A 15,758-nucleotide genomic window follows, 5' to 3' on the forward strand; every position below is an offset into this window, starting at 1 on the left:
TCGTCTGCGTGGCCCGGTAGCTGGGGGGCTCCGGGTCTCGCAGACTCTCCGATGCGAGGGGGTCAGCGCGCGAAGCGGCCCCACGGGATGTCTCGTCGCAGTCCGCGTCGCAGCGGTCGCTGGGTGCGGGCCCACGCCGACACGCGAGGCTCCTCGGCCACGGCATCCGCCGCCTCCTGCGAGTAGGCGTCGCTCACCACGGCGATGAGAGCGGCGAGCTCCTCTTCGGTCGCAACGCCCCGGGTGATCTCCATCGTCGGGAGCTGGCGCTCGTCCGACGTCGCGGGCTCGGTCACAGCGGGATGTTCCCGTGCTTCTTGGGGGGCAGCTCGGCGCGCTTCCCGCGGAGGGCTCGGAGCGCCTTGGCGATCGAGACTCGGGTGTTCGCCGGTTCGATGATGCCGTCGATCTCGCCGCGTTCGGCGGCGAGGAACGGCGAGGTCACGCTGTAGGTGTACTCGTTCGCGAGCCGCGTGCGCACGGCGGCGACGTCCTCGCCGGCCTCTTCGGCACGCTTGATCTCGCCGCGGTAGAGGATGTTGACCGCACCCTGGCCGCCCATCACGGCGATCTCCGCCGTCGGCCAGGCGAGGTTGACATCGGCGCCCAGCTGCTTCGATCCCATCACGATGTAGGCGCCGCCGTAGGCCTTGCGCAGGATGACCGTGACCAGCGGCACGGTCGCTTCCGCGTAGGCGTAGATGAGCTTGGCGCCGCGGCGGATCACGCCGGTCCACTCCTGATCGGTACCGGGGAGATACCCGGGCACGTCGACGAGCGTGACGATAGGGATCGAGAACGCGTCGCAGAACCGCACGAATCGGCTGGCCTTCTCACCCGCCTCGATGTTGAGCGTTCCGGCCATCTGGGACGGCTGGTTGGCGATGATCCCGACCGAGCGCCCTTCGACCCGGCCGAAGCCGATCACGATGTTCGGCGCGAAAAGCGGCTGGACCTCGATGAAGTCTCCCGCGTCGACGACGTGCTCGATGACCGTGTGGATGTCGTACGGCTGATTGGGGGAGTCGGGGATGATCGTGTTCAGAGAGCGATCGGCATCCGTGGTCTCCCACTCGAAGCCGCTCTCGTACGCGGGGATCTCCGCCATGTTGTTGTCGGGGAGGAAGCCGAGGAGCGTGCGGGCGTAGTCGATCGCGTCGTCCTCGTCCTCGGCGAGGTAGTGCGCGACACCCGAGCGAGTGTTGTGCGTGAGGGCTCCTCCGAGCTCCTCCATACCGACGTCCTCGCCGGTGACCGTCTTGATGACGTCCGGACCGGTCACGAACATCTGGCTGGTCTTGTCGACCATGATCACGAAGTCCGTCAGAGCGGGGCCGTAGACGGCTCCACCGGCGGCCGGGCCCATGATGATCGAGATCTGCGGGATGACCCCCGACGACCGAGTGTTCAGGCGGAAGATCTCGCCGTACTTGCTGAGGGCGAGCACGCCCTCCTGGATCCGGGCTCCGCCGGAGTCGAGGATGCCGATGATCGGCATACCGCCCGACAGCGCGAACTCCATGATCTTGATGATCTTGTCGCCGGAGACCTCGCCGAGAGATCCGCCGAACGTGGTGAAGTCCTGCGAGTACACCGCGACCGTGCGGCCGTGGATCGTGCCCACACCCGTCACGACGGAATCGCCGTAGGGCCGGTTGCGATCCATGCCGAACGCGGTGGTGCGATGGCGCACGTACTCGTCGAACTCGACGAAGCTTCCGGGGTCGACGAGCAGTTCGATGCGCTCGCGGGCGGTCATCTTGCCCTTGGCGTGCTGCTTCTCCTGCGCGACCTTCTCGGCGTCGACAACGGCTTCGTTGTAGCGAGCGCGGAGGTCTGCGATTCTGCCGGCGGTGGTCGAGAGTTCGGGCTTGTCCGTCACGGATTCCACCCTATCGTCGCGGTGGCCCCGTCCGTTGGATGCTCGCTACAACGGGTCGTCAGATCCTTTGGCGGCTCTCGTGAACCCCGCGTGTCCCGAGGGCGGCCGTCACTCGCGGTGTTCGGCACCGAGCGTGCCCGGCAGGTCGTGGGTGCCGGCCTGCTCGATCTCGCCGACGTCCTTGTTGCGGCCACGTCCGACCGACGCGATCTTGCGTCCCGCCCAGCCGACGCCGCGGACCGCCGATCCGGCCGCTCCGGCCACGGCGCCCCCGACGAACTGGGCACCGTGCAGCATTCGCAGCTCCATCTTCTCTGCGCCGGCGACGGGCTCCAGCTCGAGCGGCATGTCCAGAGGTGCCGCTCCGAATGCGTGGTGCGACGTCGTCAGCACGCGGCGTCCGAGAATGTGGTTGCCCGCGCCTCCGACGGCCGCGCCGACGCCGAACGGCAGTGCCTTCCCGATGAACGAGGCACCGCCCTTCGCCGCGAACTGCTTCACGAACATGCCCTTGAGTCGATCCACGAGGGGGCCGACGGCAGCGCGCGGCAACGACTTCGTCACCATCTCGCCCCAGTACGACGACCTCGAGCCGCCGCGGCCGGTGGCCTCGCCTGCCAGCTGTCCGACGAGGGCCACGCCCTCCTTGCCGAGCATGAGGGTCATCACCAGCGCGCGGGCCCGGTCGGGGTTCGACACCGCGATGCCATGGACCTCTGCGACGGACTGCGCGAAGAGCGCCGTCGATTCGACGAAGCCCACCGTCTCGACTCCGGAGAGGGCGAGCGTGATGCCGGTGCCGATCCCCGGCACGACGGCGGTCGCTCCGACCGCCGCGCCGCCCGTGGTCACTGCCGCGAGATAGCGCCGCTCGAGGATGCGGATGATCTGCTCGGGCGAAGCGTGCGGGTTGCGGAGGCGGATGCTGCGGATGTGCGCCAGCACGAGCGGGCGCTGGATCGCGAGAACGCGGTCCAGCCCGCGGACCATCAGCGGATGCTCGGCCGAGCCGACGGGCGGCACCCCCCTGTCCCACGCGGCGTCGTCGGGGAGGGAGTGGATCTTGTGCACCTTGGGGGCCATGGATCGATCCTAGGAAGCCAGGCCGCGAAAAAGCCGAAAGCCCGGCTCCCTTGACGGGGCCGGGCTTTCGTGGAAGGCGATCAGACGAACAGGTTCGCCCGCTCGAGGTCCTCGGCGAAGTCGACCTCGACCGCGTAGAGATCGGAGACGTCCATCGGCTCGAGGAGCAGGCCGTCTTCGGCGATCGCGAGCTCGAGGCCGCGCTCGAAGTAGTCCTGGTCTTCGACGCGCTGCAGCTGGCGCATGAACGCCTTCTTGTCTGCGGAGGAGATGTAGTTGATGCCCACAGCCTCACCGAGACCGCCCTTGACGGTCTTCGACAGCTCGTTGATGAAGCCCTCGGCCGTGACCGTGTACTTCACCTCTTCGTCGCTGACTTTGGAGGTGTTCACCGTGACGAAGGACTGGTCGCGCTCGATGTACGCCGCAGCACGGCCCAGGATCATCGGGTCGAACACCACGTCGCCGTTCATCCAGAGCACGCCCGACTTGCCGGTGGCGCCGAGAGCGCGCAACAGGCTCTTCGACGTGTTGGTCTCGTCGTAGCGCTCGTTGTGCACGTAATTGACGTTCGGGAACGCCTCGATGATGGTCTCTGCGCGGTACCCGACGACGGCGGTGATGCGGGCGTCCGATCCGAAGGCGGCGCGGATGTTGTCGTGCTGCTGGCGCATGATCGTGCGGCCGTCGCTCAACTCCGTGAGCGGCTTCGGCAGCGCGCGGCCGAGGCGTGAGCCCATGCCTGCTGCGAGGATGACGGTCTGAAGAGTCACGAGTGCTCCTAAATGAAGTATGTGTTCATGGTCGGTTCACCGACCGGACACTTCGTCGTGCCGAGAGCCATGCTAGCGATCCCGCCTGAGAACCCGCGGGGGTTGACATCGCTGTGGCCAATTCGTGATCCAGTACACACCCAACACTCAGATTCGTCCAGATCCGGAGTGAAATGTCCAACGGGCTCACCAGGTCGGCGAAATGTTGCGGTGACCCGAAGAAATCCTGCCCCCGTTGATACCGTAGGACGGTGACTGCTTCTTCCCCCGACGATCCCGCTGCTCAGGCGGTCGACGCCACGCCCGCCGCCCCGAAGAAGACTTCCGCTCGCACGACGCCTGCCAAGAAGACGGGTGGAGCGCGCGTTCCCTCCAAAGCTGCGGCGGACAAGGCCGCAGTCACCGTCGAGGTGGTCGCCGAACCGGCGCTGAAGATCGACCGGACCACCGAGAGCGGCGCTCCGCGATCGGCGGCATCGAAGAAGACCGCCGCCGCTCGCACGACTGCCGCCAAGAACGCGACCCGCGACACGACCGCCCGCGCGGCTGGGACGAAGACGTCATCGGCGCGATCCGCTGCTGCCAAGACCACCGCTGCGAGGACCACCGCCGCGAAGACGGCTGCGGCCAAGACCGCTGCTGCGAAGACCTCAGCCGCGCAGGGATCCACTCCGGCCGCCAGGGCGGCCGCGGCGAAGACGGTCGCCGCCAAGGCTGCGGTGGAGAAGAGCGCGTCGGCGAAGTCCGCAGCACGCACTTCCGCGGCGAAGACCACGGCGGCCAAGGCCGCGGCCGCGAAGGCCGCTGCGGCGAAGACAGCTGCCGCGAAGGCTGCTGCGGCCAAGGCCAAGGCCGAGGCCGAGGCAGAGGCGGACGCTCAGGTCGAGAGCGAAGCGGCGATCGAGATCGAGATGCCGGCTCCTGCCCACGTTCAGGGAGACGAGCCTGAGGCTGCAGCCGAGGGGGCGAAGACAGATCTGCCCGCTCCGGCGGAGGAGACCCCTATGAACGACGCCGCACCGGTTGTCGACGCGACGCCGGTCGACGACGCCACGCCGGTCGACGACGCCACGCCGGTCGACGACGCCACGGCGGACGTCGCCGACGCCACCGAGTCTGCAGAAACGGCATCCGCCGACGAGAGCACGACATCCGAGATCTCCGAGCCGGTGTCCGATGCGGACGCGACCGAGGAGGCTGTCACCGGAGTCGAGGCGGCCTCCGGTGCGGAGGCCATCCGCATTCGGGGCCTCGTCAAGAACTTCGGGGATCACACCGCGGTCAACGGCATCGACCTGACGGTGCCTGCAGGTTCGTTCTACGGCATCGTCGGTCCCAACGGCGCCGGCAAGACGACGACCCTGTCGATCGTCGCCGGGCTGCTGCGCGCCGATGCAGGCGACATCGTGATCTGCGGCATCGATCAGTCGGCGAAGCCTCTTGCCGCGAAACGCATGATGGGTGTGCTGCCCGACCGGCTCCGCACGTTCGATCGACTCACCGGGCGGCAGCTGCTCTACTACTATGGGCTCCTGCGGGGGCTCGCCTCGGCGGTCATCGAGAAGCGCGTCGCCGATCTCGCGCGCGCGTTCGATCTCGGAGAGGCGCTCAATCGCGTCGTCTCCGACTATTCGGCCGGTATGACCAAGAAGATCATGCTCGCGGGCGCCATGATCCACTCGCCGAGGGTCCTGGTGCTCGATGAGCCGTTCGAGGCCGTCGATCCGGTGTCCTCCGCGGTCATCCTCGACATTCTGCGCGCCTATGTCGCGCACGGCGGAACGGTGGTGCTCTCGAGCCACGGGATGGATCTCGTCGAGCGGGTCTGCTCGCGCGTCGCGATCATCGTCGGGGGAGAAGTGCTCGCCGAGGGCACCATCGACGAGGTCCGCGCAGGCCAGACGCTCGAAGCGCGGTTCGTCGAGCTGTCCGGTGGCATCGGCGAGGTGGAGGGGCTCGAGTGGCTGCACACGTTCTCCGACTGAGAGCCGCGCTCCTGATCGGATCGCTCCGCGGCGAACGTCGGGTACGGACGCTCATCATGCTCGCCGTCGTGGCGATTCTCACGGGTGTGGTCTGCGCGGCGATCCTCAGCCTCGACGACGCACCCGTCGTTGTCGCGCGCACGGTCATCGTCCTCGGCAGCGCGGCACTGCTCCTGGGATTCCTGGTGGGTCCCATCCTCGTGGGTGCCGTGGATCAGCTGGATCCCCGCAGATTCGCCGTGTTCGGGGTCGACGAGCGGCAGATGCCATGGATCCTCGCGCTCGCCTCACTCGTCAGCGTTCCCAGCCTGGCTCTCATCGCTGTGAACATCAGCGTGTGCATCGTGGCGATCAGGCTCGGAGCGCCGTGGTTCATCGCGGTGCTGATGAGCGTCGTCTGCCTGTTCTCGACGGTGCTTGCGGCGCGTATCGGCATGGCGGTGAACGCGCTGCTGCTGCCGGAGCGTCGATCGCGCGAGCTCACCGCCCTCTTCGCGCTGGCGGTGATCGTGATCGCATTCCCCGTGGCCGTGTTCCTCGCCTCGCTCAAGTGGGACGGGCAGGTCCCCGCCGCAGTGGGGGCACTGACGGCGACGATCGGGTTCACCCCTTTCGCCGCATCGTCGAGGTTCCTGTTCTCGTTCGCGACGGATGACGATGCCGGCAACTGGATCAGCGGGATCGTGGCCCTCCTCACCGCGGTGGTGCTCTGGGCGGTGTGGTCGTGGCTGGTTCGCAGACTGCTCACCACGACCGAGCGTCCTGTGGCCTCTCGCGAGCGCTCCGGTCTCGGCTGGTTCGGCCTGCTTCCGTCGAACGCCTTCGGTGCGATCGCGTCTCGCAGCCTCGTCTACTGGCTGCGTGACCGCCGCTACATCATGAATCTCATCGTGGTCCCCATCGCCGGCGTGCTGTCCGTCCTGCCACTCCTCGTCGCGGGCGTGCCGCTCGAGATCGCCGCTCTCGTGCCCGTTCCGGTGATGGCCCTGTTCTTCGGCTGGCTGCCGCACAACGATGTCGCCTACGACTCCACCGCACTGTGGACGCACGTGGCGAGCGGCGTGCGCGGCATCCCCGATCGTCTGGGCCGACTCGTCCCGGTGATGCTCGTGGCCGTTCCCGTGCTCGCGATCGCTGTGCCTCTCACGATGCTCTGGATCGATGACTGGCGTCTCCTTCTGCCCCTCACCGGCCTCGGGGCCAGCCTGCTGCTGTCGGCGCTCGGCTTCTCGAGCATCGTCTCTGTCATCGCGCCGTACGCCGTGTCGCGTCCCGGAGACAGCCCGTTCCAGCAGCCTCAGCGGCCGACGTCGCGTGGCGCGTACGGTCCTGCTGCGGCGTTCCTCGGAGCGATCCTCGTGAGCGTGCCGACCATCTGGCTGCTCGTGCTCACGATGCTCGAGGGATCGCAGTTCGCCCCCGCGACGTTCTGGGCCGGACTCGCGACAGGGGTGGCGCTCTTCGCGATCGGTGTCGGCGTCGGCGGGCGGATCTTCGAGCATGAGGGCGAGCGACTGATGGAGTTCGTCGAGACCGCGTGACGACCGCCCAACCGGGTGCGTCCGAGGCTAGACTCTCGGCATGAGTACTCCGCTGGACAGCCCCGATCAGGGCGGCGTGGCAACGCTTGATCGCGAACTGGAAGAACTCCTCCGCGAGGAGAATGTCGAGCCGGGCGACCACGAGCGCTTCTCTCATTACGTCAAGAAGGACAAGATCCTCGAATCGGCGATCACCGGTAAGCCGGTGCGTGCGCTGTGCGGCAAGAAGTGGACGCCGGGCCGTGATCCGGAGAAGTTCCCGATCTGCCCCACGTGCAAGGAGATCTACGAATCGATGGTCGGCTGAACTGAACCGCCTCGGCCGCGTCAGCTCGCGTCGACGTAGACGGTGGGGATCGCCGGGTCGGACTTGCTCAGGGCGAGCGCTCTGACCGGAAGCTCCTCCCGCACCCGCAGATGGTGCGCTCGGGCGGAGGCCGTTCCCTCGGGTCCTTCGAACGAGTCGTCGATATCGCCGTTCTCGACGAAGGTCGTCTGCAGCGCCCGCCCGTCCGAATGCTCGGCCGGGGTGTCGAGTTCCTCGAATCCGTCGGAGACGACGACGGTCTCTGCCTCCGCCACCCCGTCGACGAGGGTGCGGAACGCTGCTTTGCGCCCGCCGTGAGATGCCTTGTCGGTCGACGCCTTCGCGACGCCGATCCATGCGCCGTCCGAGTCCTGCCGCGCCACGAGCTTGTAGACCATGCTCGCGGTGGGGTATCCGGATCCCGTGACCACCGACGTGCCCACGCCGTAAGCGTCGACGGGCGACGCGGCCAGCGCGGCGATCGCATACTCGTCGAGGTCGCTCGTGACCGTGATGCGTGTCCCGGTCGCACCGAGCTCGTCGAGCTGCGCCCGCACCTCGGCGGCGACGATCGGCAGGTCACCCGAGTCGATCCGCACGCCGCCGAGTCCCGTACCTGCGACGCGGATGGCCGTCTCGACCCCGGCGCGGATGTCGTAGGTGTCGACGAGCAGGGTGGTGTCGGTTCCCAGGGAGTCGATCTGCGAGCGGAACGCCTCCTCTTCGGTTTCGTGCAGCAGGGTCCAGGAGTGCGCGGCCGTGCCCATGGTGGGAATACCCCAGCGTCGTCCGGCCTCGAGGTTGCTCGTGGCCCGGAAACCGGCGATGTAGGCCGCGCGCGCGGCTGCGACGGCGGACTGCTCTGCGGCACGCCGAGAGCCCATCTCGGCCAGCGGACGCTCGCCCGCCGCGATGCTCATGCGGGAGGCGGCGGTGGCGACGGCGGAGTCGTGGTTGAGCACGCTGAGAGCCAGGGTCTCGAGCACGACAGCGTCGGCGAAGCTGCCCTCGACCGTGAGGATGGGGGAGCCGGGGAAGTACAGCTCGCCCTCGCGGTAGCCACGGATGGAGCCGGTGAAGCGGTAGTTCTCGAGGTAGGTCAGGGACTCGGCATCCACCACCTGGTTGTCACGCAGGAATCGCAGTTCGTCATCCTCGAAGCGGAACTGTCGCAGCAGCGTGAGGAGCCGACCGGTACCGGCGACGACTCCGAAACGTCGTCCTCCCGACAACCTGCGTGAGAACAGTTCGAACACGCTCGGCCGTGATGCGGTGCCGTCGCGCAGTGCGGCGGCGAGCATGGTCAGTTCGTAACGATCGGTCAGAAGCGCCGTGGACGTCGTCATCCGCTCAGCTTAGTGAGGGGAGCCGTCCGGGTCGCTGAGCGTGACGCGCGCCGCACGCGGGTAGGCTGGGTAGTCATGAACGACGCCCCGATCGGAATCTTCGACTCCGGTGTCGGCGGACTCACGGTGGCCCGGGCCATCCGAGCCCAGCTGCCCCGGGAATCGTTCGTCTACATCGGCGACACGGCTCACTCGCCCTATGGCCCCAAGCCGATCGCGGACGTGCGGCGCTACAGCCTCGAAGTGCTCGATTCCCTGGTCGACCAGGGCGTCAAGATGCTCGTGATCGCCTGCAACACGGCATCGGCGGCCATGCTGCGCGACGCCAGAGAGCGCTACGACATTCCGGTCGTCGAGGTGATCGGCCCGGCAGTGCGACGAGCCGTGTCGACGACTCGCAACGGCCGCGTCGGGGTCATCGGCACCGTGGGGACGATCGGCTCCCGCGCCTACCAGGACATGCTCGAGGTGAACGAACGGCTCGAGGTCTTCACCGCGGCGTGCCCGCGCTTCGTCGAGTTCGTCGAGGGGGGCATCACCGGCACGCCTGAAGTGCTCGCCACCGCCGAGGAGTACCTCGCGCCGCTCCGCGAGGCGGATGTCGACACACTCGTTCTCGGCTGCACCCACTACCCATTCCTGCGTGGCGCGATCAGCTACGTGATGGGGGAGGGGGTGACCCTCGTCTCGAGTGATGACGAGACCGCCGGGGATGTCTATCGCCAGCTCGTGCGAGGCGATCTTCTCGCGTCTCCCGACGCCACGGCCACGTACGTCTACGAGGCGACGGGGGACTCGACGACCGAGTTCACCGCCCTCGCCAACCGCCTGATGGGCCGGGAGGTGCGCGACGTGCAGCTCGTGCAGACCGGTGTCATCACGCTTCCGGAGCCTGTCCCCGGACAGTAGCCCGACCGCAGCATCCGCTTCATCCGCCTCCACCGAAGGAATCCCATGACCAGCATCGTCCGCGCCGACGGCCGTTCCACCGACCAGCTCCGCGAGATCACGATCGAGCGCGGGTGGAGCAGCCACGCCGAGGGCTCGGCTCTGATCAGCTTCGGCGGAACCAAGGTGCTGTGCACGGCATCATTCACGAATGGCGTTCCTCGCTGGCTGACCGGCAAGGGCAAGGGGTGGGTGACGGCGGAGTACTCGATGCTGCCCCGTGCGACCAACAGCCGCAACGACCGGGAGAGCGTCAAGGGGCGCATCGGCGGGCGCACGCACGAGATCTCGCGGCTGATCGGCCGTGCTCTGCGCGCAGTGGTCGACACCAAGGCGCTGGGTGAGAACACGATCGTGATCGACTGCGACGTGCTGCAGGCCGACGGAGGCACCCGCACCGCCGCGATCACCGGAGCGTACGTCGCCCTCGCAGATGCGATCGAGTGGGGACGCGAGAAGAAGTTCATCGGCAAGAACGCGACGCCGTTGCTCGACTCCGTGGCTGCGATCTCGGTGGGGATCATCGACGGCGAGCCCATGCTGGATCTGGCATATGTCGAGGACGTCCGCGCCGAGACCGACATGAACATCGTGGTCACGGGCCGCGGGCTCTTCGTCGAGGTGCAGGGCACGGCTGAAGGAGCGCCGTTCGACAAGCGCGAGCTCGACGCCCTGCTCGACCTGGGCGTCGCGGGCTGCGCCGACCTGAAGGATCACCAGCTGAAGGCGCTCGCGGGCTGATGAAGGTCGTCCTCGCCACGCACAATCCGCACAAGGTCGCGGAGTTCCAACAGATCGTGGCATCCGCTCGCCCTGATCTCGAGATCATCGCGTATGACGGACCGGAGCCCGTCGAGGACGGCGTCACGTTCGCGGAGAACGCGCTGATCAAGGCTCGCGCCGCGTCGGCGCACACGGGACTCGCGGCGCTCGCCGACGACTCCGGCATCTGCGTCGACGTGCTGGGCGGGTCGCCCGGTGTCTTCTCGGCCTATTGGGCGGGGCAGAAGAAGGATGCCGCGGCGAACCTCGAGCTGCTGCTCGACCAGCTGCGCGACATCGCGGATCCTCACCGCGCTGCTCACTTCAACTCGACGATCGCGCTCGTGACTCCGGACGGAGCCGAGCACGTGGTCGTCGGGAACTGGCCGGGACGTCTCGCGCGCGAAGCATCCGGAGGCGGCGGATTCGGTTACGACCCCATCTTCGTCCCGGACGGACAGCCCGAGGGGGCGGAGCGCACGGTCGGCGATTTCACTGCAGGCGAGAAGCAGGCGCAGTCGCACCGTGCGCGCGCGTTCGCGGAACTGCTGCCGTTGCTCGCCGCTCTCTGAGTCGGCGGTATTCACTACGGTTGACGTACTTCATGCGTAGTGGTTACTCTGACGACATGCGAGAACTCACCTACTACGTCGGCGTCACGCTCGACGGATTCATCGCCGGCCCGGACGACGAGGTCGATTTCTTCCCCGTGACCGCTGCGTTCGCCGACGCTCTCGGCACGGAACTCCCCGACATCCAGCCTGCGCATGTGCGCGCGGCGCGGGGCGGCGCAAGCGCAGCGGTCACCCGCTTCGACACCGTCGTGATGGGGCGTCGGACCTACGAACCCGCACTGCAGGTCGGCATCACAGACCCGTACTCGCAGTTGCGGACCGTCGTGTTCAGTCGCTCGCTGGACGATCCGGGCGAAGCCAACGTCGAGATCGTGCGCACCGATCCTGTCGCGCGGGTCCGCGCGCTCAAGGCGGAACCCGGCCTCGGCATCTACCTCGCGGGTGGGGCCGGGCTCGCCGGGGTGCTTCTCGACGAGATCGATCGCCTCATCGTCAAGAAATACCCGACGATCGCGGGGTCCGGCATCCCGATGGCGAGCCACCCCTTCGCCCCGACCCAGTTCCGTCTCGACCAGGTGCGCTCGTTCGACAACGGGTGCGTCGTGCTCGAATACTCTCGCCAGCGCTGACGGCCCCGCGGTTACTGAGAATCATCACCATTCCCGACTGGGCTGGGACCCGCCGGCGGGTGTGCGAGCCGGTCTAGCCTGGAGACATGCACGATCATGCGCCCGCCGCGGGCGGCATCCGCTCCGCGAACCATCGCCGTCTTCTGGCGATCTCGCTGACACTGACCGCGACGATCATGGTCGTGCAGATCGTGGGTGCACTGCTGACCGGTTCTCTCGCGCTGCTGGCGGATGCGGCTCACATGTTCACAGACGCCTCGGCTCTGGTGATCGCGCTCATCGCGGCGGCCGTCGCCGCCCGACCTGCCGACGACCGCCGCACGTTCGGATACCAGCGCGCCGAGGTGTTCGGGGCGCTCATCAACGCGATCATCCTGATCCTCCTCGCCGGGTGGGTGGGGGTGGAGGCCATCGGTCGTCTGATCAACCCGGGGGAGACCGAGGTGGTCGGCGGGCTGATGCTCATCGTCGCCGTCGTGGGTCTTGTCGCGAACGCCATCTCGATGTGGCTGCTGAGCCGCGCGCAGCGCACCAGCATGAACGTCCGCGGCGCCTACCTCGAGGTGATGGGCGACCTGATCGGGTCGGCGATGGTGATCATCGCAGCGATCGTGATCGTCACGACCGGATGGATGCCCGCCGACGCGCTCGCGTCGATCATGATCGCCGTGCTCATCATCCCGCGAGCCATCGCGCTGCTCCGCGAGGTGTTCTCGGTGCTCTCCGAATCAGCGCCCCAGGGCACTGCGGTCAGCGAGATCCGACAGCACCTCCTCGACTACGACGGAGTCGTCGGCGTGCATGACGTGCACGTCTGGCAGCTCACTCGCGGTGCTCCGGTGTTCAGTGCGCACGTCAGCGTCGACCCGGCTCTCCTCGCCGATGGACGTTCGGCGAAGCTGCTGAGCGACCTCCAGTCGTGTCTGTCGCACCACTTCGACGTCGCTCACTCGACCTTCCAGATCGAGCCCGCGGAGCAGTCCGACTGCCAACCGCACCACGCCTGACGGTCAGGACTCGACGATCACCTCGTCGGGAGTCTTATCCGGCCGGAGTCCCCGCCAACGGGAGTGACGCAGAACGCCGTCCGGGGTCCAGTTCGCGAACTCGACCTCGCCGACGAGCTCAGGTCGGACCCAGAGCGCATCCGACGCATCGAGCGCGGGCACGTCCTCGAGGGGCGCGGAGTCGGTGCGCAGGGGAGCGAGCCGGCTCAGCAGGTCGCGCAGCATCCGGTCGGTGAATCCCGTGCCGACGCGACCGACATAGCGCAGCCGTCCGGACTCGGGGACCGCGAGCAGCAGGGAGCCGAACGTGCCCTCCCGGTCGCCCTTGCCGGGGCGGATACCGACGATCACGACCTCCTGCATGCGGGTGTGCTTGATCTTCAGCCAGGCCGGTGAGCGCTGGCCCGGACGGTACCGCGAGGACGGATCCTTGACGACGACGCCCTCGAGGCCGAACTCGTCGCTCGCCGCGAGAGCGGCGTCGAGATCGTCGAACACGGGCGGGACCTGCACCGGCGCATCGAGGTCGGCGACGACCTCCTCGAGGAGGGTCCGTCGCTCCGACAGCGCCATGGTGCTGAGGTCGTGACCGTTCAGTCGGAGCAGATCGAAAGCCATGTAGACGATGGGCGTGCGCACGACCTCGCGTTCGATCTCGCGGGGCCGGGTCAGGTGCATGCGGTTCTGCAGCATCGAGAAGCTCGGCCTGCCCTGCGCATCGAAGGCGACGATCTCGCCATCGATGATCGCATCGGACACGGGCAGGAACGGCGCGCCGTCGGCAGTCAGCTCGGGGTAGCGGGCCGTGATGTCGGTGCCGCTGCGGGCATGCAGCAGCATCCGTCCGTCCGCCCAGGTGCCGATGGCCCTGATGCCGTCCCACTTCACCTCCACCCACGACGGCGAGCTCAGAGTGCGGGCGATCGCCGGCGTGCCGTTCTCGGCCAGCATGGGGGAGACGGAGGGGGGAGACGACGAGGCCAGTGGTGCCGCACCGGTCGTCCGCGGGCGGTGGCGGCTCGCATGCGAGTTCGCGCCGTGTGCGTCGACGCGGGGGCCCGGCGCAGAGGTGGTCTCCGGGGGGCCCTCCTGGGCGGCGAGAAGCGGAGCGATGGGGTCCTGCCCGGAACCCGCACGCTCGAGCACCGTCGCGAAGTCGAGCTGCGCGAGGTCGGGGTCGTCGAGTTCGTCCCAGGTGCGCGGAGCCGCCACCCAGGGGTGCGCGCGACCACGCATCGAGTACGGCGAGATCGTCGTCTTCTTGCCGTTGTTCTGGCTCCAGTCGAGAAAGACCTTGCCGCCGCGCGCAGCCTTGGCCATCGTGCTCGTGGCGAGATCCGGATGCTCGGTCTCGATCAGACGGGCGATCTCCTTCACGACCGCGGATATCTCTGCGCTCGTCTGCTGCCCGGGGAGGGCGGCGTAGAGGTGGATGCCTTTGCTTCCGCTGGTCACGGGCACCGGATCGAGTCCGATGTCGCTGAGCAGGCTGCGTGCGATCCGTGCGACCTCGGCGCACTGGGCGAGCCCGACCCCCGGGCCCGGGTCGAGATCCAGGACGAGCCGATCCGGCTTTCCCGGCATGCCGTCGGAGGCGAAGCGCCACTGCGGCACGTGCAGCTCGATCGCGGCGACCTGCGCGAGCCAGACCAGCGTGGGAACGTCCTGGACGAGGGGATACTCCTTGGGGCCGTCCGAGTGCCGGATCGGCTGTCGGGGGATCCATTCCGGAGCTCCCGGCTCGAGCTGCTTCGTGAAGAACGCGTCGGCGGGAGCATCCGCGGTCCCCACCCCTTCCACCCAGCGCTTGCGGGTCACGGGGCGGCCCGCGAGCAGAGGGAGGAGGTGCGGCGCGATCGCCGTGTAGTAGGCGATGATCTCGCCCTTCGTGGTGCCGGTCTCGGGGTAGACGACCTTGTCGAGGTTGGTGATGCGCAGCCGGCGGCCATCGATCTGCACGTTCTGCGCCTCTGCGACCATGACGCCAGCGTAGTCAAGGTACTGGCCGTGAGCCGCGCGGCTGGTGTTCACTGGGGTCATGAGAACGATCTGGAAAGGCGCGCTCACCTTCGGCCTCGTGAACGTGCCCGTCAAGGTGTATTCCGCCACCGAGGACCATGATGTGCCGCTGCACCAGGTGCACGAGAAGGACGGCGGCCGGATCCGGTACCAGCGCACCTGTGAGGTGTGCGGCGAGACCGTCGCCTACGCCGACATCGATCGCGCCTACGTCGAGGAAGGGCAGACGGTCGTGCTCACGAAGGACGATCTGGCGGCGCTGCCGGCGGAGAAGAGCCGCGAGATCGACGTCGTCGAGTTCGTGCCCTCCGACCAGGTCGATCTGCTGACCCTCGACAAGCCGTACTACCTCGAACCGGACTCCAAGTCACCGAAGGCGTACGTGCTGCTGCGCAAGACGCTCGAACAGACCGACCGCACGGCGATCGTGCGCTTCACGCTGCGACAGAAGACCCGACTGGCCGCACTCCGTGTGCGTGGCAAGGTGCTCGTGCTGCAGACGCTGCTGTGGGCCGACGAGGTGCGTGAGGCGGCGTTCCCGGTGCTCGACGAGGATGTGAGGATTTCGAAGAAGGAGCTCGAGCTCTCGGCGTCCCTCGTAGACAGCTATTCGGCTGACTTCGATCCTGAGTCGTTCGTCGACGAGTACCAGAAGGAGTTGCGCACTCTGATCGATGCGAAGATCGAGGCGGGCGACACGTTCGATGTCTCGGACACCTTCGGCGAGGCCGAGGGCGATGCCAAGAGCGGTGAGGTCATCGACCTGATGGAGGCGCTGCGCGCCAGTGTGGCTCGCACCAAGGCCGCTCGGTCGGAGTCGACCGGCGACAAGGCGAGCACGAAGAAGAGCCCGAGCAAGAAGAAGGCGGGCTGAGACAGCCCGCCTTCTTCTGCACCGAGA

The 15,758-nt window shown here is 67.8% G+C and carries 15 protein-coding genes; 9 read left to right on the plus strand and 6 right to left on the minus strand.

Annotated features, from left to right (window positions below; genetic code table 11):
• Nucleotides 1-62: 62 nt before the first annotated feature.
• The 4 genes from ACIPV5_RS17205 to ACIPV5_RS17220 form a co-directional block, all read right to left on the minus strand.
• Entirely contained in the window at nt 63-296 is a 234-nt protein-coding gene (locus ACIPV5_RS17205) for an acyl-CoA carboxylase subunit epsilon (protein WP_400342067.1), read from the minus strand.
• Nucleotides 293-1,882 carry an acyl-CoA carboxylase subunit beta gene (locus ACIPV5_RS17210; RefSeq protein ID WP_372984169.1) on the minus strand — a complete coding sequence of 530 codons (1,590 nt, stop codon included), beginning with the start codon at nt 1,880-1,882 and terminating at the stop codon, nt 293-295. The genes ACIPV5_RS17205 and ACIPV5_RS17210 overlap by 4 nt, the downstream gene beginning before the upstream one ends.
• A 108-nt stretch (nt 1,883-1,990) precedes the next feature.
• Nucleotides 1,991-2,965: a hypothetical protein gene (locus ACIPV5_RS17215; RefSeq protein ID WP_400342069.1), complete on the minus strand. Its 975-nt coding sequence runs from the start codon at nt 2,963-2,965 to the stop codon at nt 1,991-1,993.
• 80 nt (nt 2,966-3,045) lie between these two features.
• Nucleotides 3,046-3,738 (minus strand): NTP transferase domain-containing protein, encoded by a 693-nt coding sequence (locus ACIPV5_RS17220; protein ID WP_053096968.1) that lies wholly within the window; start codon nt 3,736-3,738, stop codon nt 3,046-3,048.
• Between the two features lie 251 nt (nt 3,739-3,989).
• On the opposite strand from ACIPV5_RS17220, the gene ACIPV5_RS17225 reads away from it, so the two are divergent.
• From ACIPV5_RS17225 to ACIPV5_RS17235, 3 genes are read left to right on the plus strand one after another with little or no spacing between them, the layout of a single operon-like run.
• Nucleotides 3,990-5,723 (plus strand): ATP-binding cassette domain-containing protein, encoded by a 1,734-nt coding sequence (locus ACIPV5_RS17225; RefSeq protein WP_400342071.1) that lies wholly within the window; start codon nt 3,990-3,992, stop codon nt 5,721-5,723.
• Complete coding sequence (locus ACIPV5_RS17230; RefSeq protein ID WP_400342073.1) at nt 5,699-7,264, plus strand: hypothetical protein; 1,566 nt, start codon at nt 5,699-5,701, stop codon at nt 7,262-7,264. The genes ACIPV5_RS17225 and ACIPV5_RS17230 overlap by 25 nt, the downstream gene beginning before the upstream one ends.
• A gap of 40 nt (nt 7,265-7,304) precedes the next feature.
• On the plus strand, nt 7,305-7,571 hold the full coding sequence (locus ACIPV5_RS17235; protein WP_053096965.1) for a DUF3039 domain-containing protein: 267 nt from the start codon (nt 7,305-7,307) through the stop codon (nt 7,569-7,571).
• Nucleotides 7,572-7,591: 20 nt separating this feature from the next.
• Here ACIPV5_RS17235 and ACIPV5_RS17240 read toward each other — a convergent pair whose 3' ends face one another.
• Complete coding sequence (locus tag ACIPV5_RS17240; protein ID WP_400342075.1) at nt 7,592-8,917, minus strand: nicotinate phosphoribosyltransferase; 1,326 nt, start codon at nt 8,915-8,917, stop codon at nt 7,592-7,594.
• A gap of 75 nt (nt 8,918-8,992) precedes the next feature.
• Here ACIPV5_RS17240 and murI point away from each other — a divergent pair, with 75 nt between their 5' ends.
• The 5 genes from murI (at nt 8,993) to ACIPV5_RS17265 (ending at nt 12,838) form a co-directional block, all read left to right on the plus strand.
• Nucleotides 8,993-9,826 carry a glutamate racemase gene (gene murI / locus ACIPV5_RS17245; protein WP_053096961.1) on the plus strand — a complete coding sequence of 278 codons (834 nt, stop codon included), beginning with the start codon at nt 8,993-8,995 and terminating at the stop codon, nt 9,824-9,826.
• Nucleotides 9,827-9,871: 45 nt separating this feature from the next.
• A complete protein-coding gene (gene rph, locus ACIPV5_RS17250) occupies nt 9,872-10,606 on the plus strand; it encodes a ribonuclease PH (RefSeq protein WP_042536503.1) in 735 nt (244 codons plus the stop codon).
• The gene (gene rdgB, locus ACIPV5_RS17255; RefSeq protein WP_053096959.1) at nt 10,606-11,199 is read left to right on the plus strand and encodes an RdgB/HAM1 family non-canonical purine NTP pyrophosphatase; all 594 of its coding nucleotides are present in this window, start codon (nt 10,606-10,608) and stop codon (nt 11,197-11,199) included. The genes rph and rdgB overlap by 1 nt, the downstream gene beginning before the upstream one ends.
• Nucleotides 11,200-11,255: 56 nt before the next feature.
• The gene (locus ACIPV5_RS17260) at nt 11,256-11,831 is read left to right on the plus strand and encodes a dihydrofolate reductase family protein (RefSeq protein WP_285364260.1); all 576 of its coding nucleotides are present in this window, start codon (nt 11,256-11,258) and stop codon (nt 11,829-11,831) included.
• 86 nt (nt 11,832-11,917) lie between these two features.
• Entirely contained in the window at nt 11,918-12,838 is a 921-nt protein-coding gene (locus ACIPV5_RS17265) for a cation diffusion facilitator family transporter (protein WP_053096956.1), read from the plus strand.
• Nucleotides 12,839-12,841: 3 nt separating this feature from the next.
• Here ACIPV5_RS17265 and ligD read toward each other — a convergent pair whose 3' ends face one another.
• Complete coding sequence (gene ligD, locus ACIPV5_RS17270) at nt 12,842-14,818, minus strand: non-homologous end-joining DNA ligase (protein WP_400342079.1); 1,977 nt, start codon at nt 14,816-14,818, stop codon at nt 12,842-12,844.
• 58 nt (nt 14,819-14,876) lie between these two features.
• On the opposite strand from ligD, the gene ACIPV5_RS17275 reads away from it, so the two are divergent.
• Complete coding sequence (locus ACIPV5_RS17275) at nt 14,877-15,731, plus strand: Ku protein (RefSeq protein WP_053096954.1); 855 nt, start codon at nt 14,877-14,879, stop codon at nt 15,729-15,731.
• Nucleotides 15,732-15,758: the final 27 nt, after the last annotated feature.

The organism is Microbacterium sp. NPDC090014 (assembly GCF_044748285.1).
Classification (GTDB): domain Bacteria; phylum Actinomycetota; class Actinomycetes; order Actinomycetales; family Microbacteriaceae; genus Microbacterium.

Coding starts and splice junctions, on each gene's coding strand:
- rdgB (WP_053096959.1), top strand. CDS start 10,606: ATGAAGGTCGTCCTCGCCACGCACAATCCGCACAAGGTCGCGGAGTTC.
- ACIPV5_RS17260 (WP_285364260.1), top strand. CDS start 11,256: ATGCGAGAACTCACCTACTACGTCGGCGTCACGCTCGACGGATTCATC.
- ACIPV5_RS17235 (WP_053096965.1), top strand. CDS start 7,305: ATGAGTACTCCGCTGGACAGCCCCGATCAGGGCGGCGTGGCAACGCTT.
- murI (WP_053096961.1), top strand. CDS start 8,993: ATGAACGACGCCCCGATCGGAATCTTCGACTCCGGTGTCGGCGGACTC.
- ACIPV5_RS17215 (WP_400342069.1), bottom strand. CDS start 2,965: ATGGCCCCCAAGGTGCACAAGATCCACTCCCTCCCCGACGACGCCGCG.
- ACIPV5_RS17275 (WP_053096954.1), top strand. CDS start 14,877: ATGAGAACGATCTGGAAAGGCGCGCTCACCTTCGGCCTCGTGAACGTG.
- ligD (WP_400342079.1), bottom strand. CDS start 14,818: ATGGTCGCAGAGGCGCAGAACGTGCAGATCGATGGCCGCCGGCTGCGC.
- ACIPV5_RS17265 (WP_053096956.1), top strand. CDS start 11,918: ATGCACGATCATGCGCCCGCCGCGGGCGGCATCCGCTCCGCGAACCAT.
- ACIPV5_RS17240 (WP_400342075.1), bottom strand. CDS start 8,917: ATGACGACGTCCACGGCGCTTCTGACCGATCGTTACGAACTGACCATG.
- rph (WP_042536503.1), top strand. CDS start 9,872: ATGACCAGCATCGTCCGCGCCGACGGCCGTTCCACCGACCAGCTCCGC.